Genomic DNA, 19,777 nt, shown 5'->3' on the forward strand with positions numbered 1-19,777 from the left:
TGCGGGCGAACAAACGCGTTGGACATCAAACAACCTCCACTGACGACTGCAACAGCAGCCCTGATTTCCCGCATCGCCGAACTCTAGATTCGACTATCGGAACGGGAGGATGTTCACCCCTGTAATACTAACAGTCTGTTACCGTAATAAATAAGCATAGACGCGGAACAGACAAAGCAAATCATCGTTATTCTACACAACTTCAATCCATATCGATTGAAACATAAAACCGTTCTTGTTGCATCGATGAAGTTTGAGACCAGACTGTTGCTATATCCGGTATTTCGGATCGTTAATGATCACATCCAAACTGGTCGCTATCCAACCGCGCCAGCAAAATCACCGCAATTCGGTTCGATCGGTGCGTTCAGCCGCTCGCGCTCGTCAGCGAAAGCGAATCGCAAAACCGCGCCGTCACACGGGGTGACGACGCGGTTTCGAACGGTCATTTGGAGCGTGTTGGAGGCGCGATGGCCCCGCCCGACTACGCCTTCTGCAGATGCCGACGCCCGAGCAACTCGGCGATCTGCACCGCATTCAGTGCCGCCCCCTTGCGGAGATTGTCGCTGACGCACCACAGGTTCAGGCCGTTCTCGAGGGTCGGATCCTCGCGCACGCGGCTGATGTACGTCGCGAAGTCGCCGACGCACTCGATCGGCGTGATGTAGCCGCCGTCCTCGCGCTTATCGACCAGCATGATGCCGGGCGCCTCGCGAAGGATGTTCTGCGCTTCCTCGGCCGAAATTTCATTCTCGAACTCGATGTTGATCGCTTCGGAATGGCCGACGAACACCGGCACGCGGACGCAGGTCGCGGTGACCTTGATCTTCCTGTCGAGGATCTTCTTGGTCTCGACGACCATCTTCCACTCTTCCTTGGTCGAGCCGTCGTCGAGGAAGCTGTCGATGTGCGGGATCACGTTGAAGGCGATCTGCTTGGTGAACAGCTTGGGCTCGGCCGGATCGCCGACGAAGATGTTGCGGCTCTGCTCGAACAGCTCGTCCATGCCCGCCTTGCCCGCGCCGGATACCGACTGATAGGTCGAGACGACGACGCGCAGGATCTTCGCCGCATCGTGCAGCGGCTTCAGCGCGACGACCATCTGCGCGGTCGAGCAGTTCGGGTTGGCGATGATGTTGCGGACCTTGTAGCCGTCGATCGCCTCGGGGTTCACCTCGGGCACGATCAGCGGCACGTCGGGGTCCATGCGGTAGAGCGACGAATTGTCGATCACCACGCAGCCGGCGGCGGCAGCGATCGGCGCATAGATTGCCGAGCCCTCGGAGCCGATCGCGAACAGCGCCATGTCCCAGCCGTTCCAGTCGAAATGCTCGATGTTCGTGCATTTAATCTGCTTGCCGGTGTCGCCATAGTCGACCATCAACCCCTGGCTGCGCGACGACGCGACGCAGGCGATCTCATCCGCCGGAAACTCGCGTTCCGCCAGGATGTTGAGGATCTCACGCCCGACATTGCCGGTCGCACCCGCGACCACCACCCGATAACCCATGTTGTCACTCCGATTGGACTTGGGGCGGGCAGTACCGACGTTGCGCGGCGAGGTCCAACGGCTTTCGACTTGTTGCGCGGATAGGGGAGTTTGGGGGAGTAGATCGCGGCGACCGGTGCACCTGCTTCCTTGTTCTCCCGCGAAGGCGGGAGCCCAGTTTGGACTCCCGCCTCCGCGGGGGAACAAGCTAGCTTAGCGAGATGGATCAGCACCTGCACCAGCAGTAGCACCACCCCGGCGGAGGCCGGGGCCCAGTTGGGGGACGTTGCTAACGGCGCGCAGTCCATTACTGCGACCTTTCCAACTGGGCCCCGGCCTTCGCCGGGGTGGTGGCTGGGGAGGAGGCACGGCTAAGTGCGCTCCTCAGTCGTGCGTCCGCGCCTGCCAGGTCGCATGCTCGATCCCGTGCACCTTCGCGAGGTGATCCGTGATCGCATCCAGCTCTTCCGCCGGCACGTTCGTCGCCACCAGAGTCGCCGCGATCTCCACCCGGTCCTCCCCCCGCTCGGTTACATCCAGCTCCGCCACCTGCAACTGCGCAGCCTCCAGATGCTCGACCACCAGATCGCCGATCGGCCCCGCATCGCCCGCCGCAACCGTCACCATCACGCTATAGGTGGCTTCGATCGTCCGCCCCTCGGTCGGGATCCGGTTGATCCCGTCGACCAGCGGCCGCAGCGCGGTGTTCGCGAGCAGGACGACGAACGTCAGCAACCCAGCCTCCGCAATCATGTCGCTGCCCGCGCACGACCCCACCGCCGCCGAGCACCACAAGGTCGCCGCGGTGTTCAGCCCGCGGACGTTCATCCCCTCCTTCATGATCACGCCCGCGCCGAGGAAGCCGATCCCCGACACGACATAGGCGATGATCCGGATCGACTCGACGTCCCCGCCCAGCCGCTGCCCGAGATCGACGAACGCCGCCGACCCCAGTGCGACCAGCGTGTTGGTGCGCAACCCCGCGGTCCGCTGGCGATATTGCCGCTCCGCCCCGATCAGCGTCCCGAACACGAACGCGGCGATATAGCTCACCACCGTGTCGAGGAACGGCCACAGGTGAAACGTCTCGACGAACCGCACCGGCGTTTACTTGACCGGAACCGCAGCCGCCTCGGGCACCGGCTTGTCCTTCACCGTCCGGTCGAGGAAGTTCAGGATCGTCCCCCAGACATGCTCGCTGATCCCCGGCCCCGAAACGCGATGCGTATAGCCGGGGTAGAACATCATCTCGAACGGCGTCGCGGTCGCCTGCATCCGCGCGGCAACCTTGGTCGAATTGTCGAGGAATACATTGTCGTCCGCCATGCCATGGATCAGCAGCAACGGATCGACGATGCGGTTGGCCTCCTCGACCGCCGCCGAAGTCGCATAGCTCGCCGGGTCCTTCGCCGGATCGCCCAGATAGCGCTCGGTATAATGCGTGTCGTACAGTTGCCAGTCGGTGACCGGCGCGCCCGAGACCGCGGCCGCATACACGCCCGGCGTCTTCTCCAGCATCTTCAGCGACATATAACCGCCATACGACCAGCCATAGGTCGCGATCTTGCTCGGCTCGACGAACGGCAGCGATTTCAGATAATTCGCACCCGACAGCTGGTCCTCGACCTCCACCGTCCCCATCGCATGATAGATCTGATCCTCGAACGCCTTGCCGCGATTATACGAGCCGCGATTGTCGATCTTGAAGTAGATCCACCCGCGATCGACGAGGTATTGCGGCAGCGCACCTTGCCAGCCGCGCGTGACGACCTGACCTGTGCCGGGGCCGCCGTAATGCTCGAAAAACACCGGGTATTTCTTGCCCGGCTCCAGCGGCGGCGTGATCATCTCGTAATGGAGCGTCATGCCGTTCTTCGCCTTCAGCGTGCCGAACTTGGTCTCCTGATGGCTGGCGAGATACGGGTAATAGGGATGCCCCTCGACCACCGCATTCTCGTTGATCCACGAGAGCCGCTTGCCGGTCGCGTCCGCCAGATAGACCTGCGTCGGCTGTTTCGGGTTCGAGCGCGAGATGATGAACCGGCTCGCGGCGGCATCCATCGTGGCGCTGTTCCACCAGCCCGTCTCGGTCAGCTTGGTGATGACGTTCGGCTTGGCGACGTCGACCGAATAGAGCTGCTGCTCGAGCACGTCGTCCTTGTTGCCGAGGAAGAACAGACGACCCTTTGCTTCGTCCACGCCGACCAGATCGGTGACGACCCAGTCGCCCTTGGTCAGTTGGGTCCATTTTCCCGACGCGAACCGGTAGAGCTGGCCGTAGCCGCTCCGCTCCGACCGCCAGATCAGGCTACCATCCTTCAAAACGCGATAGGCATCGGACAGGTTCAGCCAGCTCTTCACGCCCGACTTCTCGGTGAACAGCACGGTCGATTTGCCCGTCGCCGGATCGACGCGGAGCATCTCCAGCAGCTTCTGATCGCGGCTCTGGCGTTGCACCAGCAGCATCCGGCCATCCGGCGTCCAGTCGACCCGCGCGAGATAGATGTCGGGGTTGGTGCCGAGATCGACCTTCACCTGACCCGAGCCGTCCGGCTTCATGATGTACAGGTCGACCAGCACATTGGGCGTGCCCGCCGCGGGATAGCGCTGCTCGTAGACCTTGGTCCCGGTCGCGCCGATCGACGCGCGCGTCGCGGTGTGGACCGGGGCCTCGTCGAAGCGCTCGACCGCGACATAGCGTTCGTCGGGCGACCACCAATAGCCGGTATCGCGGTGCATTTCCTCCTGCGCAACGAACTCCGCCTCGCCGAAGTGGACCGTGCCGCCGCCGCCCGTCGTCACCGCGCGCGCGTCGCCGCCGGCGAGCGGCTGCACGAAGACGTTCTGGTCGCGGACGAACGAGACGAAGCTGCCCTTGGGACTCACCACCGGGTTCAGCTCGCCGCCGGGCGTGTTGGTCAGCCGCTTCACCTTGCCGTCGAGCCCGGCGAGATACAGATCACCGTCGAGCGGCACGAGGATCGATTTGCCATCGGGTGCCCAGTCGTACGCGACGATGCCCTTCTGGCCGCCGATCCGCGCCCGCTCGCGCTGCATCTTCTCGGCCTCGGTCAGTTCGGCGCCGCTGCCGACGGTCTTCGAATCGACCAGCATCCGCGCTTGGCCCGTCGCGGTATCCACCGCCCAGAGATCGAAGCGCTCCTTCTCGTCGGCGCGGTTGCGCAAGCTCGTCAGCAGCGTGCCGTCGGGCGAAAGCCGCACCGCTTTCGGCTGCGATCCCGACAGGTCCGGATTGCCGAACACGCGCGCCATCGTCAGGTCGCCGGGCTTGGCGGCTTCGACCGGACGTATCGGTGCAGGGGCGGGTGCAGCGGGTGCAGCCGGCGGCGTGACCTGATCAGCGGCCATCGCGGCGGTTCCGACCGAAGCAAGTGCAAGCCCGAGCAACCATGTGCGCATCCTGTAGTCTCCGTGGGATCATCCCGCCGGATACCGCCCGACGGACCCGAAAATCTTCGGTCGCGCGTTATCGCGGCGGCATGGCCCGCCGTAAAGGGCGCATTGTGATGCCGAGCGAGCCGAAACGCCCCTGACTCGCATCATCGTCATTTCCCTCCAACACGGCATAATGAACGCTCCGTAAACTCCGTCTTTACGTCCTTCGTTTATGGCAAGCGGGACATCGTCGCGGATCGAGCTTTCCGTGGTGCAGCACGGCCGGGGAATGATGGTTTCGAACGCGGGCATACAGGACGGGGAGCCGAGCGAGCGGAGCGCATGGGATGCGTTCGTCACGCTCGCCGACGCGGACGGCAGCGCAGCGCATCCGCATCATGCGCGCCTGATCGCCGGCGGTCCGGGCCAGCGTAACCTCTCCGACGCGGTCCACGCGCTGTGCGCGGTCCACGGCGACCATCCCGGCCTGATCGTCGACGTGCTCGCCCGCGCGATCCAGCCCGAGGCATCGGACTGGCTCGCCGCCGCCGCCAGTGGCTTCGCGGACGAGCGCACCTATCTCGCACAGCTCACCGCGGCCGTCGGCCCCCTTCCGTCGACCCCCGGCCAGGCGGAGAGCGAGTCGGCACTGGTCGGCGAACGTCATGCGCTCGAAATGCTCGCCCGCTCGGAGCGTCGTGGTTGCGCGACCGGGGCGGTGGCCGCGCTGCTCCATGACTGGCGCGCGATCCGCCGCGTGCTCGATGTCGCCGCCGAGCGGTTCGGGGTAGCCGTCCCCGGGCTCACGCTTCCGTCAGAGACCGATACCGCCGCGCTCGTCGCGGAACTCGGTGCATCGCCCGGTTGCCAGCGCGCGATCCTGTTCGGCGCGCAGCAACTCTTCGCGCAGCATCGCGGGCTGTGGTCGCTACTCGAAGCGCGATCGAGCGCGCGCGGCGACCTCTGACCGCTTGCGCTGACCGACGCTTCCCCTCTATCCATACCCGGTATTCAGAACCGGACGGGACATCGCATGAAGCGCTTCGAGGGCACCCAGAGCTACGTCGCGACCGACGATTTGAAAGTCGCGGTCAACGCCGCCGTCACGCTGCGCCGCCCGCTGCTGATCAAGGGCGAACCCGGCACCGGCAAGACCGTGCTGGCCTACGAGATCGCCAAGGCGCTCGGTGCGCCGCTGATCGAGTGGAACATCAAGTCGACCACCAAGGCACAGCAAGGTCTGTACGAGTACGACGCGGTCGCCCGCCTGCGCGACGGCCAGCTCGGCGACGCGCGCGTCCACGACATCGGCAACTATATCCGCAAGGGCAAATTGTGGGAGGCGTTCACGCAACCCGCCCCGCCGGTCCTGCTGATCGACGAGATCGACAAGGCCGATATCGAGTTTCCCAACGACCTGTTGCAGGAACTCGATCGGATGGAATTCCACGTCTACGAGACCAAGGAAACCGTGCGCGCGGTCGAGCGCCCGATCGTCATCATCACCAGCAACAACGAGAAGGAACTGCCCGACGCGTTCCTGCGCCGGTGTTTCTTCCACTATATCAAGTTCCCCGACCGCCAGACCATGCAGGCGATCGTCGACGTCCACTTCCCCGGCATTCAGAAGATCCTGGTCAGCAAGGCGATGGACCTGTTCTACGACGTCCGCGACGTGCCCGGCCTCAAGAAGAAGCCGTCGACCAGCGAACTGCTCGACTGGCTGAAGCTGCTGCTGCACGAGGACATGCCGCTAGACATCCTCCAGAACCGCGACCCGACCAAGGCGATTCCGCCCTTGCACGGTGCGCTGCTGAAGAACGAGCAGGACGTCATGCTGTTCGAACGCCTCGCCTTCATGGCGAAGCGCCAGAAGAACCAGGGGTAAGCTATCGAGGAACCGGCGGCCGCGGATGAGCACCGCCGCCGGTCCGATAGTTCGAGCGTTACGTGACGTTCGGACCCGTCGGGATATAGTCCAGCGCCAGATGCGGCAGCGAGATCGGGCTGCGGAAGTTGAAGCGATTCACCGTCGCTGGATCGGGGATGTGCAACTTCTTGCCGAGCGTCACGAAATACCACGCCGGCGACGCTCCGCTGATCGCGATGAACGAACCGGGTGCCAGCGACAACGCCTTCGGCATGTTGTCGACGATGTAATCGCTGTTGACGATCCCGTTCCAGTCCTTGAACACGCTATTGAAGGTTGCGGGATCCGGGATCCAGTGAAGCTGGCCCCACATCACCAGATAGACTGCCCCGCTGGTGTGCGATGTAACGCGCAATCCGTCATACTGCTTCCAGTCTACAACGTTGGCCAGCAGTGCTTCTGCCGCAACTGCATCGATTGTATCGCTGATATCGACCGACATGATCACAATCCTTTTATGGTGAAGCGGTGATCACTCAGTCGGACAAGCGAAGTATTCCGATCGGGGAACCACGTAGTCTCTTTGAACGCAAATCCCAGGATCGGTCCGTCGATACGCGACCACTTCGGAGTTATTGCACGACGCCGCAGTTTTCGTGGGCCGTATTCGAGAACTATACGTATTTGAATCAACAGGATCGACGTCACCGTCCGTTCAGCTATTCCGCGCCATTGTGACCGCAATTCGTCGAGACGGTCACGGCGATTGGCGAGCAGATCGCGGCGAAGTTCGACGGATTAGATATTGATGCACATTAACCATCTGCAGCAACAATAATGCCATACCTGTCCGGCAAGGTGACGGCATGAGATTGTATGCTTTCCGTCGTTGGGCGCCGGCACTGCTGGCAATCGGCATGGCCGCCCCCGCATCCGCCTCTCTGCTCGACTATGTCGGCCAGTGCGTCCCGTTCGCGCGCGCCGCGTCGGGGATCCAGATCTACGGCAACGCCTGGACCTGGTGGGAGCAGGCCGACGGCAAGTACGAACGCACGCACAAGCCCAAGGAAGGCGCCGTCATCGTCTTCGCCAAGACCCCGCGCCTGCCGTTCGGCCATGTCGCGGTCGTCAGCCGGGTGGTCGAGAAGCGCGTCGTGATGCTCACCCACGCCAACTGGTCACGCCAGAACGGCGAGCGCGGGCATGCCGAACAGGACGTCACGCTGTTCGACGTCTCGCGCAACAACGATTGGAGCGACGTGAAGGTCTGGTACAAGGATGTGGATGGCCTCGGCGGCGGGGTGTATCCGGTGTACGGCTTTATCTACGGCCACGCGCATGCGGCCGCTGAATTGACGAGCCGCAACCCCGATTATGTCGGCGCGCTGATCGACGCGTATGTTCCGGTAAGCGGCGAGCCCATCGCCCGCTGAACCCGCGTCCGTCATCCTGACGAAAGTCAGGATCCAGAGCCAAGAAAGACAGCGTTCGTAACCCTGGATCCTGACTTTCGTCAGGATGACGGCGCGAATGGATTGCCGCCACCCTTGAAATCGTGCCACCACCGTAGCCGAAAAGACGGTGGGGATAACGATGCGGTTAAAGGCTCTGACGACGATCACGCTGGCGCTGCTCACGACGTCCGCGCTGGCGCAAAAGGAAAAGTCCCCGCCCCCCGGTGGCGATATTCCCGCCAAGTTCGTCCCCGCCAACGCCAGCTTCGACTTCGACCGCCGCGAGGTCGACATTCCGATGCGCGACGGTGTCACGCTCCACGCGGTCATCGTCCAGCGCAAGGGCGTCACCGACGCGCCGATCCTGCTCCAGCGCACCCCCTACAACGCCGAGAGCGTCGCCAGCCGATCTTCCAGCCCGAGCGGCGCGATGAACCTCCGCGCATCCGACGCGATGTTCTTCGACGCGGGCTATATCCGCGTGTTCGAGGACGTCCGCGGCAAGAACGGTTCGAACGGCGCCTATATCAACGAGCGCCCGCTGATCGGCCCGCTCAACCAGACGAAAGTCGATCACTCCACCGACGCCTACGACACGATCGATTGGCTCGTGAAGAACCTGAAAAACAGCAACGGCCGCGTCGGCATCATTGGCGGCAGCTACGACGGTATGATGGCCGCGATGGCACTGGTAAACCCGCACCCCGCGCTGAAGGCCGCCGTCCCGATGAACCCGGTGATCAACACCTGGAAGGGCGACGACGATTTCCACGGCGGCGCGTTCCGCCAGATCGGCTACGACTATTACTACACGCAGGACGCGGCGAAGGGCGAAGCCGGCGACCTGTGGCGCGACGCGTACGACGATTACGACACCTTCCTCCGCGCCGGGTCCGCTAGCGCGTTCGTGAAAAGCCGTGGACTCGAACAGCTCCCGTTCGTCAACCGCCTCCACGATCACCCAACCTACGACGCGTTCTGGCAGGGCCAGGCACTAGAAACGATCCTCCCCAAGCAGCCACAGACCGTGCAGACGCTCTGGGTCGCCAGCCAATGGGACCAGGAAGACATCTACGGTGCCGTCGCGGCCTACGAGGCCGTATCTAAAGTCGATCCGAACCACGTCAACCACCTCGCGCTTGGCCCCTGGGCGCATGGCGGCGCGAACGGCGACGGCTCGACCTTGGGCGCGATCCGCTTCGATGCGGACACCGCGCTCTGGTTCCGCAAGAACGTCCTGCTTCCCTTTCTCAACGGCGCGCTGAAGACCGGCGCGACACCGCCCGCGCTCGCCCCCGTCACCGCGTTCCAGACCGGCACCAATCAGTGGCAGACGCTCGCCGGCTGGCCGAACTCGACGGCCACGCAGAAACTCTACTTCCAACCCGCCAGCGGCCTCGCGCCGACCGCCCCGGCGAGCGACGGCCACGACGACTATATCTCCGACCCCGCCAAGCCGATCCCCTACCGCCTCCGCCCGATCCGCCCGACCTACGCGACCGGCTCGACCTGGCGGCAATGGCTCGTCGACGACCAGCGCCCGTTCTCCGATCGCACCGACGTCCTCACCTACCAGACGCCACCGCTCACCAGCCCGGTCGCGATCGCCGGCGCGCCCGTCGCGGACCTGATCGCCAGCACCACCGGCACCGACGGCGATTTCGTGGTGAAGTTGATCGATGTCTACCCAGCCGAATATTCCGACAAGCCCGAGATGGGCGGCTACCAGCTCGCCGTCTCGATGGACATTCTGCGCGGCCGCTACCGAGATAGCTTCGAGAAGCCGACCCCGATCGTCGCCGGCCAGCCCACGCATTTCCGCGTCGTCCTGCCGAACGCCAGCCACGTCTTCCTCCCCGGCCACCGCATCATGGTCCAGGTCCAGTCGAGCTGGTTCCCACTCTACGACCGCAACCCGCAGACCTACGTCGCCAACATCTTCGACGCGAAGCCCGCCGACTACCGCAAGGCCACGATCAGCGTCTTCCACTCGGCCGCGCAGCCCAGCGCGATCGAACTGCCGATCGCCGCGGCCAAGTGACGGAGTGACCCCATGTTCCTGAACTTCCTCGACGAACTCCGCAGCGCCGGCATCCCCGCCAGCCTCAAGGAGCACCTCATCCTGCTCGAGGCGCTCGACGCCGAGGTGATCGAGCGGACGCCCGAGGATTTCTACTACCTGTCCCGCGCGGTGTACGTGAAGGACGAGGGGTTGCTCGACAAGTTCGACCAGGTCTTCGCCAAGGTCTTCCGCGGCCTCGCCACCAGCTACGGCACGGCCCCCGGCGAAGTCCCCGAAGACTGGTTGAAAGCAGTCGCCGAGAAATTCCTGACCCCCGAGGAAATGGCGGCGATCAAGTCGCTCGGCTCGTGGGACGAGATCATGGAGACGCTCAAGAAGCGCCTGGAGGAGCAGAAGGAACGCCACCAGGGCGGCAACAAATGGGTCGGCACCGGCGGCACGTCACCTTACGGCAACGGCGGCTACAACCCCGAAGGCGTCCGCATCGGCGGCGAAAGCACGCACAAGCGCGCGCTGAAAGTTTGGGACCAGCGCGAGTTCCGCAATCTCGACAACACCAAGGAACTCGGCACCCGCAACATCAAGGTGGCGCTGCGCCGCCTGCGCCGCTTCGCCCGCGACGGCGCCGCCGACGAACTCGACATCGACGGCACGATCGCCGGCACCGCGCGCCAAGGCTATCTCGACATCGTCATGCGCGCCGAACGCCGCAATGCGGTGAAGCTGCTGCTGTTTCTCGATGTCGGCGGCTCGATGGACCCGTTCGTCAAGCTCTGCGAGGAACTGTTCTCAGCCGCGACCACAGAGTTCAAGAACCTCGAATTCTTCTACTTCCACAATTGCCCGTACGAAGGCGTGTGGAAGGACAACACGCGGCGCTTCGCGGAGCGCACGCCGATGTGGGATCTGCTCCACAAATACGGCCACGACTACAAGCTGATCTTCGTCGGCGACGCGTCGATGAGCCCGTACGAGATCACCCATCCCGGCGGCTCGGTCGAGCATTTCAACGAGGAACCGGGCGCGGTATGGATGCAGCGGCTGACGAATACTTATCCGGCGGCGGCGTGGCTTAACCCGGTGCCCGAGGCGCAATGGGGCTATTCGCAGTCGGTGCGGATCATCCGCGAGCTGATGACCGACCGGATGTACCCGCTGAGCCTCGCCGGGCTCGACGACGCGATGCGCGAGTTGACGCGCAAACGGTGACTTCGGCGCGGTGAGCGGCTGACCGTAACGGAACCGTCACGGACGCGATCGGTTTATCGGGCATCATCCCTTACCGAAGGACAAGCCCTATGTCGTCGATCCCCAACTCCGCCATGCCGCACGCCAAGGTCCATCACGACGACGACCACAAGCCGAAGCCCGACGCGAAGAAGACCGCGGCGACCAGCGACTGGGTCGAGGATGCGACCGACGCGGCCAAGGCCGGCCTCGCGACGGCCACGGATGCGGTGAAGTCGCACCCGAAGACCGCGATCGCGGTTGGCGCGACGGTGATCGCGGGTATCGCAGCGGCGATCGCAGCGCCTGCGTTGCGCGCGAAGGATGCGGCGGAGAAGAAGGCACCGGCAAAGAAGCCCGAGCCGAAGAAGCCGGCCAAGGCGAAGAAGCCGCACTGATACATCAATACGAAAATACGAGAATACGAGGCCGCCGCCCACTCCACCCTGCACCACCCCGGCGAAGGCCGGGGCCCAGTTGGAAAGGTCGCAGTGGTGGGGTGCAGCCTCAGTTAGCAACGTCCCCCAACTGGGCCCCGGCCTCCGCCGGGGTGGCGTCGTTTCAGGGTAAAGGCGATAGGTTGGGGAGCGGGTGCGAGTGACCCAAGCGGCGCCCCCCGCCTCCTTGTTCTCCCGCGAAGGCGGGAGCCCAGTCTGGGCTCCCGCCTTCGCGGGAGAACAAGCTTTTCCGCACCGGTCGGCAAACTAGGCCCGATCAACAACCCCACCAGCCATCGCCACCGGAACCCCAGTCGTCCCCGGAAAACTAATCGCCAGCCCCTTCAGCGTCCGAACCGCCATATACGCAAACCCCTCGGCCTCCAGCGCATCGCCGTTCCACCCGAGCACATCGGTAGGCTCCACCACCAACCCGGTCCGCTCCGCAATCATCGCCAGCATCGTCGGATTATGCCGACCACCTCCCGCCACCAGCAACCGCACCGGCCGAGCCGGCAAATGCCGCAAAGCCTCAGCTACCGTCGCCGCGGTAAACGCCGTCAAAGTCGCCGCGCCATCCGCAGCAGACAACCCCCGCGCCGGCTGGATCGTAAAGTCATTCCGATCCAGCGACTTCGGCGGAGGCGCATCGAAAAACGGGTGATCGAGCATCGCCGTCAGCACCGTCTCGTCCACCCGCCCAGATGCCGCCAACGCCCCCCCAGCGTCATACCGCGCACCAGTCTCCGCCTCGACCCAGCTATCGATCAACCCGTTCGCCGGCCCGGTATCGAACGCCACCAGCCCGTCGCGATCCATCATCTGAGCCCGCTCCGGCGACATCTCGCGCGAGTCGTGCATGTCCCGCCCGCCGGGAATGAAGGTGATGTTCCCCACCCCACCAAGGTTCAGCACCGCGACCGGCCCCTCCAGCCCCGCCGCCAACGCCGCATGATACACCGGCAGCAACGGCGCCCCCTGCCCGCCCGCCGCCACGTCCGCCGAGCGAAAATCCGACACCGTCGTGATCCCGGTAGCCCGCGCCACCGCCGCCCCATCGCCGATCTGCCACGTCCAGCGCCGATCCGGCCGATGCGCGATCGTCTGCCCGTGAAAGCCGATCACATCGACCTCCGCCGCCGCAACCCCCGCATCCGCCAGCAACTTGTGCACCGCGAACACATGCGCGCGCGTAATTAGCTCGCCCGCGGCGACCACCGGCGGACTGGCCCGCGGCTTGTCGAACGTCAGCGCCATCCGCGTAGCCTCCGCCAACTGCGCCCGCGCCGCATCCGAATAGGGCTCGCCGCGAAACGCGATCGGCCGCACGAACGCCTCGCCGTCGGTCTCGATCAACGCCGCGTCGATCCCGTCGAGCGACGTCCCCGACATCAGTCCAATCGCCAGCATATCGGTTCCTTCCCGCGTAATCCGCCCATCCATGCAGGATGCGATTCCGCCCGCCTAGAAAAAACCGAACTTTGCGCCTATGTGCGCGGGCTTCATGGCAACAACACTCCCCTCCCCGCCGAAGATCGGCATGGTATCGCTCGGCTGTCCAAAGAACCTCGTCGACAGCGAGCGGATCCTCACCCAGCTTCGCGGCGACGGCTACCAGATGTCGCCCGACTATGCCGGCGCCGACATCGTGCTCGTCAACACCTGCGGCTTCCTCGACTCCGCCAAGGAGGAAAGCCTCGAGGCGATCGGCGAGGCCATCGCCGAGAACGGCCGCGTCATCGTTACCGGCTGCATGGGCAAGGAAGCCGACGCGATCCGCGCGCGCTTCCCGCAGGTCCTCGCGATCACCGGCGCGCACGAATACGAGCAAGTCGTCGGCGCGGTCCACGAGGCCGCACCGATGCCGCCGTCGGCATTCCTCAACCTGATCCCCGACGCCGGCCTGAAGCTGACCCCGCGCCACTACAGCTACCTGAAGATCTCGGAAGGCTGCAATCACCGCTGCTCGTTCTGCATCATCCCATCCCTGCGCGGTGACCTCGTCAGCCGCCGCCCCGACGCGATCCTGCGCGAGGCGGAGAAGCTCGTCGAAGCCGGCACCAAGGAACTGCTGGTCATCAGCCAGGACACGTCAGCTTATGGCGTCGACCTGCGCCATGCCAGCTGGCCGGTAAAGACTGGCGGCCCAATGGCACGCGGTGAGGCCCGCGAAGTCCGCGCGCACATGACCGACCTGTCGCGCGAACTCGGCAAGATCGCGCCGTGGGTGCGCCTCCACTACGTCTACCCATATCCGCACGTCGACCACGTCATTCCGCTGATGGCGGAAGGCCTCGTGCTGCCGTATCTCGACATCCCGTTCCAGCACGCCGCGCCGTCCGTGCTGCGCCGGATGAAGCGCCCCGGCAACGACGCGAAAGTGCTCCAGCGCATCCACAACTGGCGGACGATCGCGCCCGACATAACGATCCGCTCGACTTTCGTCGTCGGCTTCCCCGGCGAGACCGAGGAGGATTTTCAGTATCTGCTGGATTGGCTCGACGAAGCACAACTTGACCGTGTCGGCGCATTCCGCTTCGAACCGGTCGAAGGGGCGGCGGCGAACCTGCTCCCTGACCACGTGCCCGAGGAGCTCAAGGAAGAGCGCTACGCCCGCATCATGGAAAAGACCGCAGCGATCTCCGCGGCCAAGTTGCAGGCCAAGATCGGCCGCACGCTCGACGTGATCATCGATGCGGTCGACGAAGAAGGCGCTACCGGTCGTTCAAAGGCGGATGCGCCCGAGATCGACGGCGAAGTCTTCCTCCGCGATGCCGGTCACCTGACGGTCGGCGACATCGTGCCGGTCACGATCGAAGACGCCGACGATCACGACCTCTACGGCGTGCCCGTCTAGTTAGCTGTTCCCCCGCGAAAGCGGGGGTCCAGGAATCTCGAACGATACCGTTGGTGATCCTGGACTCCCGCGTCCGCGGGAGAACGGCCAAGTTCGCGAGTCCGTCAGACGACGTTGCGACCGGTGAACAGCTTCACCAGAACGACGATGACCGCGATCACCAGCAGGATGTGGATCAGTCCGCCTGCGACATGGAAGGCAAAGCCTGCCAGCCAGAGGATCAGCAGGATGACGGCGATGGTATACAGCATGGTTGTGTCCCCTAAGACGTGAAAAGGCTCCCGGTCGGACGATGAAACGTGCGTGTAACACGGCGTGTTCCGTCAACATTTCTGCCCTAGGCTAACCCCTTCAACCGCCACGGAATAAAAATCGTGGGCGTTGCGCGCGCACGCCGGTTCTGCTTCGTTGCGCGCCATGATCCTCCGCCTCCTCGCCGTCGCCGCGCTTCTCCCCGCCCCCGCCATCGCGCAGTCGCTCACCCCCGCCGAAACCGCGCAAATCGATACGCTGGTCACCGGCGCGCTCGGCGACACCGGCGTGCCGTCCGCCTCGATCGCGGTCGTCCGCGGCGGGAGGATCGTGTTCGCCAAGGCGTATGGCAAACCCTCCGAAGCGATCGCCAGGGCAGACCCGAAACTCCCCTACCAGATCGCCTCGATCTCGAAGCAGTTCACCGCCGCCGCGATCCTGCTGCTCGAGGACGAAGGCAAGCTGTCGCTCGACGACACTGTCGCGAAATACATCCCCGGCATAACCGGCGGCGACCGCATCACGATCCGCCAGCTGCTCAGCCACACCTCGGGCCTGCAGGATTACTGGCCGCAGGATTACAGTTTCACCGCGATGGCCAAGCCCGTCACGCCGCAGCAGATCATCGACCGCTGGGCCAAGAAGCCGCTCGATTTCCAGCCCGGCACACAGTGGCAATATTCCAACACCGGCTATGTGGTGGCCGGTATGATCGTGGAGAAGGTCGCGAAACAGCCGCTGCTGAGCTTCCTCCAGCAGCGCATCTTCGAGCCGCTCGACATCCGCGCGCTCGACCAGGACAAGGCGATCGGCAAGACGTTCCCGCAAGGCTATGGCCGCTTCGCGCTTGGCCCGGTCCGCCCCGAGACCCCGAGCGCAGACGGCTGGCTCTACGCCGCCGGCGAACTCTCGATGAGCGCCGAAGACCTCGCCAAATGGGACGTCGCGCGCCTCAACCGCACCACGCTCCCCGCCGACGACTGGACTACGCAGGAAACCCCCGTCAAGCTCGCCGACGGATCGAGCAACGGCTACGGCCTCGGCGTCTTCACCGGCAGCGCAAACGGCCGCCGCTATGTCGAGCACAGCGGCGAAGCGGTCGGTTTCCTGTCCGAGAACACCGTCTATCCCGACGACAAGGCGGCCATCGTCGTCCTCACCAACAGCTGGTTCAGCGACGCAACTGGCCGCATCGCCGCGGGCGTGGCCAAGATCGTCCTGCCCACCGCACCCGCAAATGCCGAGGACACCGCCGCGCTCGCTCGAGCCCGCAAGGTTTACGACCAGCTCCGCACCGGCACGCTCGACCGCAAAGGGCTGACCGAAGACGCCAACTATTACTTCAAGCCGGTCGCGCTCGCCGACTACAAGACCAGCCTCGGCGCGCTCGGCGAGCCCACCGCGTTCGCACAAACCGGCAAGACCCGCTTGCGCGGCGGCTTCGTCAACCGCACCTACCGCATCACCTATCCCGACCGCACGCTCTCGCTCAGCACCTATGCCGAGCCCGGCGCCAGCGGCCGATACGAACAACTCCTGGTGGCGCCCGCACAATGACCGACTTCGCTTCGATGCTCCAACCCGACCGCGGCCAGCCCGCGCGGACGATCCACGTCGTCGAGCCCGACGCGTATGAAAGCTGGCTCGCCAAACAGTCGCAGCGCATCCGCACGACGATCGCCGCGCACCGCCTGACCGGCAAGCCCGGCGACCGCGCGGTCCTGCCCGGCGAGACCGCGGACGACTGGTCGATGCTGCTGGTCTGCAACGAAGCCGTCACGTCCCCCTGGCGGATCGCCTCGCTCGGCGCGTCGCTGCCGGCGGGTACCTACCGACTCGCGGAAGGCCCCGTCGGCGCGGCCGGGCTCGGCTGGATGCTCGCCCAGCACCAGTTCACGCGGTACGTGAAGCCCGACGCGACCGGCCCGCGCGTGCTCCTGACCGCGGACGCCGCGCACATCGACGAGACGGTTCGCCTCGCCGAAGCCACCGCGCTCGTCCGCGACCTCGTCAACACCGGCGCGTCCGACATGGGGCCCGCCGATCTCGAAGCCGCCGCCGAAACGCTCGCCAAACGCCACGGCGCGACCGTCACGACCACGCGCGGCGATGCGCTCGCGACCGGCTACCCGATGATCCACGCGGTCGGCCAGGCCGCGAGCAAGGACCGCGCGCCGCGGCTGATCGAACTCGAATGGGGCGACCCTTCGCACCCCCGCATCGCGCTGGTCGGCAAGGGCGTTACCTTCGACACCGGCGGGCTCGACATCAAGCCGTCCGCGGGCATGCGACTGATGAAGAAGGACATGGGCGGCGCGGCACACGCCCTGGCGCTCGCGAGCCTCGTGATGGCGGCCAAACTCCCGGTCCACCTCCATTTGCTGATCCCCGCGGTTGAGAACTCGATCGCCGGCAACGCATTCCGCCCCGGCGACGTGCTCGCCACGCGCAAAGGGCTGACGGTCGAGAACACCAACACTGACGCGGAGGGTCGCCTCGTGCTCGGCGATGCGCTGACCAAGGCGGGCGAGAGCAACCCCGAACTGATCCTCGACTTCGCAACGCTGACGGGGGCGGCGCGCGTCGCGCTCGGCCCCGACCTGCCGCCGATGTTCACCGACGACGAATCGCTCGCGGCGGACCTGCTCGCGTCGGGGCTGGAACAGAACGACCAGATGTGGCGCCTGCCGCTTTGGAACGGCTATGACGAGATGCTCAAGTCGGACATCGCCGACATGGTCAACGCACCCGATGGCGGGTTCGCGGGCGCGATCACCGCCGCGCTGTTCCTGCGTCGGTTTGTGCCCAAGACCGCCGCTTGGGCGCATCTCGACGTGTTCGCGTGGCGGCCATCCGCCAAACCAGGCAGGCCGAAGGGAGGCGAAGCTTACGCCCTGCGTGCCGCGTTCGCGATGTTGGCTAAGCGGTACGGCGCCTAGCCGTTCCCCCGCGGAGGCGGGGGTCCAGGGTCACGAAAGTCAGCCTGTGAGATCCTGGGCCCCCGCCTCCGCGGGGGAACTGGGTATTTTACCGAGTTCCGCGCAGGTCTAACTCGTGGCAAACTGCCCGAACGGCAGCAGCTTATCCGCCAGAGCCTTCGTCGCATTCGCATCGCCAGCGCGCAACGGCACCAGCACCGCCACCGCAGCTTTCCGCACATACCCGTCGATCGCGGTCGGCGTCGGGGCCTTGCTCGCCGTCTCGACCAGCGCCCGTCCCCGGGCATCGTTCGGATCCAACTCCAGCCGCAACAACCCGGCAAGCCCCGCGAACATCGCGCGGTTACCACCCAACGCCACCGACTTGTCCAAAGCCTCGAACCCGGTCGCCTTCTGCGCGCCTGCGACCGCGCGTCCAACGAACCGCCCGAGCTTGGCGATCACCCCGACATGCCACGCGCCAAGCGCCGCCTGCGCCTCGGCATTGCGCGGATAACGGACGACCAGCGCCTCATATTGCTTCCGCGCGGCGATCGCCTCGCTTCGGTTGCCGAGCAGCTTGGCGCGATACCCCTTCGCCATCGCCTGCATGATCGCGGCCTCGGCGTCGTTCGGGGAACGGCTCAGCGCCTGCCCCGCCGCCGCCGCCGCCCGGTCGATCCGCGCCAGCGCGACGTTGCGATCGCGGTCGACGAACCCGGCCTGCGTCAGCAATTCGCGCGGCGTCTCGGCACGCGCCGCGATCGGGCACAGGACGGCGCTCGCGATCAGCGAGGCACTCACGCAACCGGGGAACCACCTGGCCATATCAACCCTCGCACCGAAGTTATCCGATTAACGCTCCGGCCCGAAACTCGACCGTCGAATCGTGTCACGGACCATAAGACCGCCATGTTTATCGAGACTTAACACGCTCTACCCGAGATCCGGATCATAAACGTCCAGATCAGGATCAAGATCGACCGGACCGACCGTCACAGTCCCGCCGCAGCCTCGATGATCGGCACGAACTTGTCCGCGGTCAGGCTCGCGCCACCGACCAGCGCCCCGTCGACGTTCGGCGTATCGAGAATCGACGCCGCATTCGCCCCCGTCACCGACCCGCCGTACAGGATCCGCACCCCGGCCGCCGCATCACCGATCAGCATCCGCAGTTTCGCGCGCGCGATCGCGTGGATCGCCGCGATCTCGTCCAGTGTCGGCGTGCGACCCGTCCCGATCGCCCAGCGCGGCTCGTACGCGAGCGTGAACCAGCTGCCGTCCGCATTGTCCGGCACCGACTTCTCGATCTGCGCCTGTACGACTCGCTCGGCACGGTCCGCGTCGCGCTCCGCCTCGGTCTCGCCGCAGCACAGGATTACGTTCAGCCCCTGCCGCCGCGCCGCCGCCGCCTTCGCCCAGGCGTCATGGCTGGTCTCGTGCTGGTCCGCGCGACGCTCGGAATGACCTACGATCGTGAAGCTCGCGCCGACTTCCTTGACCATCGACGCCGACACGCACCCGGTATGCGCACCCGAATCCGCCTCGTGCACATCCTCCGCGCCGATCGCCAACCCCGGCACGCGCTGCGACGCCGCGTCGATCAGCGTGAACGGCACCGCCACCGCGACATCGACGCCCGGCGCGGCGGCCGCTGCCGCAGCGATCGTATCGAGCTCGGCCAGCGCCGCGCGCGACCCGTTCATCTTCCAGTTTCCGGCTACAAGCTTACGCCGCATCGTCATCTCCCGCGTGTTTTGCCCAGCGATAGCGCCGCACCCGCCCCGCACAACCCCACACAACCCCAAGCAACGTTGCGCGCCCGACTTGAAGAGCCGCCCTCGCCCCCGTAAA

Annotated in this window: 17 protein-coding genes; 9 read left to right on the top strand and 8 right to left on the bottom strand. The window is 65.3% G+C overall.

Annotated elements, in window-relative coordinates; all coding sequences use genetic code 11:
- Positions 1-484: 484 nt before the first annotated feature.
- The 3 genes from E5673_RS13250 to E5673_RS13260 form a co-directional block, all read right to left on the bottom strand.
- A complete protein-coding gene (locus tag E5673_RS13250) occupies positions 485-1,510 on the bottom strand; it encodes an aspartate-semialdehyde dehydrogenase (protein ID WP_136190372.1) in 1,026 nt (341 codons plus the stop codon).
- A gap of 363 nt (positions 1,511-1,873) precedes the next feature.
- Positions 1,874-2,590 carry an MgtC/SapB family protein gene (locus tag E5673_RS13255; RefSeq protein ID WP_136190373.1) on the bottom strand — a complete coding sequence of 239 codons (717 nt, stop codon included), beginning with the start codon at positions 2,588-2,590 and terminating at the stop codon, positions 1,874-1,876.
- A 6-nt stretch (positions 2,591-2,596) separates the two neighbouring features.
- A complete protein-coding gene (locus E5673_RS13260) occupies positions 2,597-4,909 on the bottom strand; it encodes a S9 family peptidase (RefSeq protein WP_136190374.1) in 2,313 nt (770 codons plus the stop codon).
- A gap of 208 nt (positions 4,910-5,117) precedes the next feature.
- Here E5673_RS13260 and E5673_RS13265 point away from each other — a divergent pair, with 208 nt between their 5' ends.
- Positions 5,118-5,852, top strand: coding sequence for a hypothetical protein (locus tag E5673_RS13265; protein ID WP_247599384.1), 735 nt, complete (start codon positions 5,118-5,120; stop codon positions 5,850-5,852).
- A gap of 66 nt (positions 5,853-5,918) precedes the next feature.
- Entirely contained in the window at positions 5,919-6,773 is an 855-nt protein-coding gene (locus E5673_RS13270) for a MoxR family ATPase (RefSeq protein ID WP_060525606.1), read from the top strand.
- A 58-nt stretch (positions 6,774-6,831) separates the two neighbouring features.
- Here E5673_RS13270 and E5673_RS13275 read toward each other — a convergent pair whose 3' ends face one another.
- The gene (locus E5673_RS13275; protein WP_056482165.1) at positions 6,832-7,257 is read right to left on the bottom strand and encodes a hypothetical protein; all 426 of its coding nucleotides are present in this window, start codon (positions 7,255-7,257) and stop codon (positions 6,832-6,834) included.
- A gap of 364 nt (positions 7,258-7,621) precedes the next feature.
- Between E5673_RS13275 and E5673_RS13280 the strand changes: the two genes are divergently transcribed.
- From E5673_RS13280 to E5673_RS13295, 4 genes are all read left to right on the top strand, one after another.
- Entirely contained in the window at positions 7,622-8,188 is a 567-nt protein-coding gene (locus E5673_RS13280; protein WP_056482168.1) for a CHAP domain-containing protein, read from the top strand.
- A gap of 160 nt (positions 8,189-8,348) precedes the next feature.
- Complete coding sequence (locus E5673_RS13285; RefSeq protein WP_136190375.1) at positions 8,349-10,250, top strand: CocE/NonD family hydrolase; 1,902 nt, start codon at positions 8,349-8,351, stop codon at positions 10,248-10,250.
- A gap of 12 nt (positions 10,251-10,262) precedes the next feature.
- Entirely contained in the window at positions 10,263-11,441 is a 1,179-nt protein-coding gene (locus E5673_RS13290; RefSeq protein WP_121903247.1) for a VWA domain-containing protein, read from the top strand.
- An 89-nt stretch (positions 11,442-11,530) separates the two neighbouring features.
- On the top strand, positions 11,531-11,857 hold the full coding sequence (locus E5673_RS13295; RefSeq protein WP_136190376.1) for a hypothetical protein: 327 nt from the start codon (positions 11,531-11,533) through the stop codon (positions 11,855-11,857).
- A gap of 306 nt (positions 11,858-12,163) precedes the next feature.
- Here the strand turns inward: E5673_RS13295 and E5673_RS13300 are convergent, their stop codons facing one another.
- Positions 12,164-13,306, bottom strand: coding sequence for an anhydro-N-acetylmuramic acid kinase (locus E5673_RS13300; protein WP_136190377.1), 1,143 nt, complete (start codon positions 13,304-13,306; stop codon positions 12,164-12,166).
- A 94-nt stretch (positions 13,307-13,400) separates the two neighbouring features.
- Between E5673_RS13300 and rimO the strand changes: the two genes are divergently transcribed.
- Positions 13,401-14,753 carry a 30S ribosomal protein S12 methylthiotransferase RimO gene (gene rimO, locus E5673_RS13305; protein WP_136190378.1) on the top strand — a complete coding sequence of 451 codons (1,353 nt, stop codon included), beginning with the start codon at positions 13,401-13,403 and terminating at the stop codon, positions 14,751-14,753.
- A 104-nt stretch (positions 14,754-14,857) separates the two neighbouring features.
- Here rimO and E5673_RS13310 read toward each other — a convergent pair whose 3' ends face one another.
- The gene (locus tag E5673_RS13310; protein WP_107954842.1) at positions 14,858-15,004 is read right to left on the bottom strand and encodes a lmo0937 family membrane protein; all 147 of its coding nucleotides are present in this window, start codon (positions 15,002-15,004) and stop codon (positions 14,858-14,860) included.
- A 166-nt stretch (positions 15,005-15,170) separates the two neighbouring features.
- Between E5673_RS13310 and E5673_RS13315 the strand changes: the two genes are divergently transcribed.
- Positions 15,171-16,562 (top strand): serine hydrolase domain-containing protein, encoded by a 1,392-nt coding sequence (locus E5673_RS13315; RefSeq protein ID WP_136190379.1) that lies wholly within the window; start codon positions 15,171-15,173, stop codon positions 16,560-16,562.
- Positions 16,559-17,944, top strand: coding sequence for a leucyl aminopeptidase family protein (locus E5673_RS13320; protein WP_136190380.1), 1,386 nt, complete (start codon positions 16,559-16,561; stop codon positions 17,942-17,944). Before E5673_RS13315 ends, E5673_RS13320 begins: the two co-directional genes overlap by 4 nt.
- A gap of 108 nt (positions 17,945-18,052) precedes the next feature.
- On the opposite strand, the gene E5673_RS13325 is transcribed toward E5673_RS13320, so the two are convergent.
- Together E5673_RS13325 and tpiA are read right to left on the bottom strand one after the other, a co-directional pair.
- Positions 18,053-18,751 (bottom strand): hypothetical protein, encoded by a 699-nt coding sequence (locus tag E5673_RS13325; protein WP_247599385.1) that lies wholly within the window; start codon positions 18,749-18,751, stop codon positions 18,053-18,055.
- 167 nt (positions 18,752-18,918) lie between these two features.
- Positions 18,919-19,668, bottom strand: coding sequence for a triose-phosphate isomerase (gene tpiA, locus E5673_RS13330; RefSeq protein WP_210731742.1), 750 nt, complete (start codon positions 19,666-19,668; stop codon positions 18,919-18,921).
- Between the last annotated feature and the right edge of the window lie 109 nt (positions 19,669-19,777).

It is taken from the genome of Sphingomonas sp. PAMC26645, from assembly GCF_004795835.1.
Taxonomy (GTDB): Bacteria; Pseudomonadota; Alphaproteobacteria; order Sphingomonadales; family Sphingomonadaceae; genus Sphingomonas.

What these genes read in the sequence shown, in the direction of transcription:
- E5673_RS13250 (WP_136190372.1), bottom strand. Translation starts at nt 1,510, where the DNA reads ATGGGTTATCGGGTGGTGGTCGCGGGTGCGACCGGCAATGTCGGGCGT.
- E5673_RS13260 (WP_136190374.1), bottom strand. Translation starts at nt 4,909, where the DNA reads ATGCGCACATGGTTGCTCGGGCTTGCACTTGCTTCGGTCGGAACCGCC.
- E5673_RS13265 (WP_247599384.1), top strand. Translation starts at nt 5,118, where the DNA reads ATGGCAAGCGGGACATCGTCGCGGATCGAGCTTTCCGTGGTGCAGCAC.
- E5673_RS13270 (WP_060525606.1), top strand. Translation starts at nt 5,919, where the DNA reads ATGAAGCGCTTCGAGGGCACCCAGAGCTACGTCGCGACCGACGATTTG.
- E5673_RS13275 (WP_056482165.1), bottom strand. Translation starts at nt 7,257, where the DNA reads ATGTCGGTCGATATCAGCGATACAATCGATGCAGTTGCGGCAGAAGCA.
- E5673_RS13280 (WP_056482168.1), top strand. Translation starts at nt 7,622, where the DNA reads ATGAGATTGTATGCTTTCCGTCGTTGGGCGCCGGCACTGCTGGCAATC.
- E5673_RS13285 (WP_136190375.1), top strand. Translation starts at nt 8,349, where the DNA reads ATGCGGTTAAAGGCTCTGACGACGATCACGCTGGCGCTGCTCACGACG.
- E5673_RS13290 (WP_121903247.1), top strand. Translation starts at nt 10,263, where the DNA reads ATGTTCCTGAACTTCCTCGACGAACTCCGCAGCGCCGGCATCCCCGCC.
- E5673_RS13295 (WP_136190376.1), top strand. Translation starts at nt 11,531, where the DNA reads ATGTCGTCGATCCCCAACTCCGCCATGCCGCACGCCAAGGTCCATCAC.
- E5673_RS13300 (WP_136190377.1), bottom strand. Translation starts at nt 13,306, where the DNA reads ATGCTGGCGATTGGACTGATGTCGGGGACGTCGCTCGACGGGATCGAC.
- rimO (WP_136190378.1), top strand. Translation starts at nt 13,401, where the DNA reads ATGGCAACAACACTCCCCTCCCCGCCGAAGATCGGCATGGTATCGCTC.
- E5673_RS13310 (WP_107954842.1), bottom strand. Translation starts at nt 15,004, where the DNA reads ATGCTGTATACCATCGCCGTCATCCTGCTGATCCTCTGGCTGGCAGGC.
- E5673_RS13315 (WP_136190379.1), top strand. Translation starts at nt 15,171, where the DNA reads ATGATCCTCCGCCTCCTCGCCGTCGCCGCGCTTCTCCCCGCCCCCGCC.
- E5673_RS13320 (WP_136190380.1), top strand. Translation starts at nt 16,559, where the DNA reads ATGACCGACTTCGCTTCGATGCTCCAACCCGACCGCGGCCAGCCCGCG.
- E5673_RS13325 (WP_247599385.1), bottom strand. Translation starts at nt 18,751, where the DNA reads ATGGCCAGGTGGTTCCCCGGTTGCGTGAGTGCCTCGCTGATCGCGAGC.
- tpiA (WP_210731742.1), bottom strand. Translation starts at nt 19,668, where the DNA reads ATGACGATGCGGCGTAAGCTTGTAGCCGGAAACTGGAAGATGAACGGG.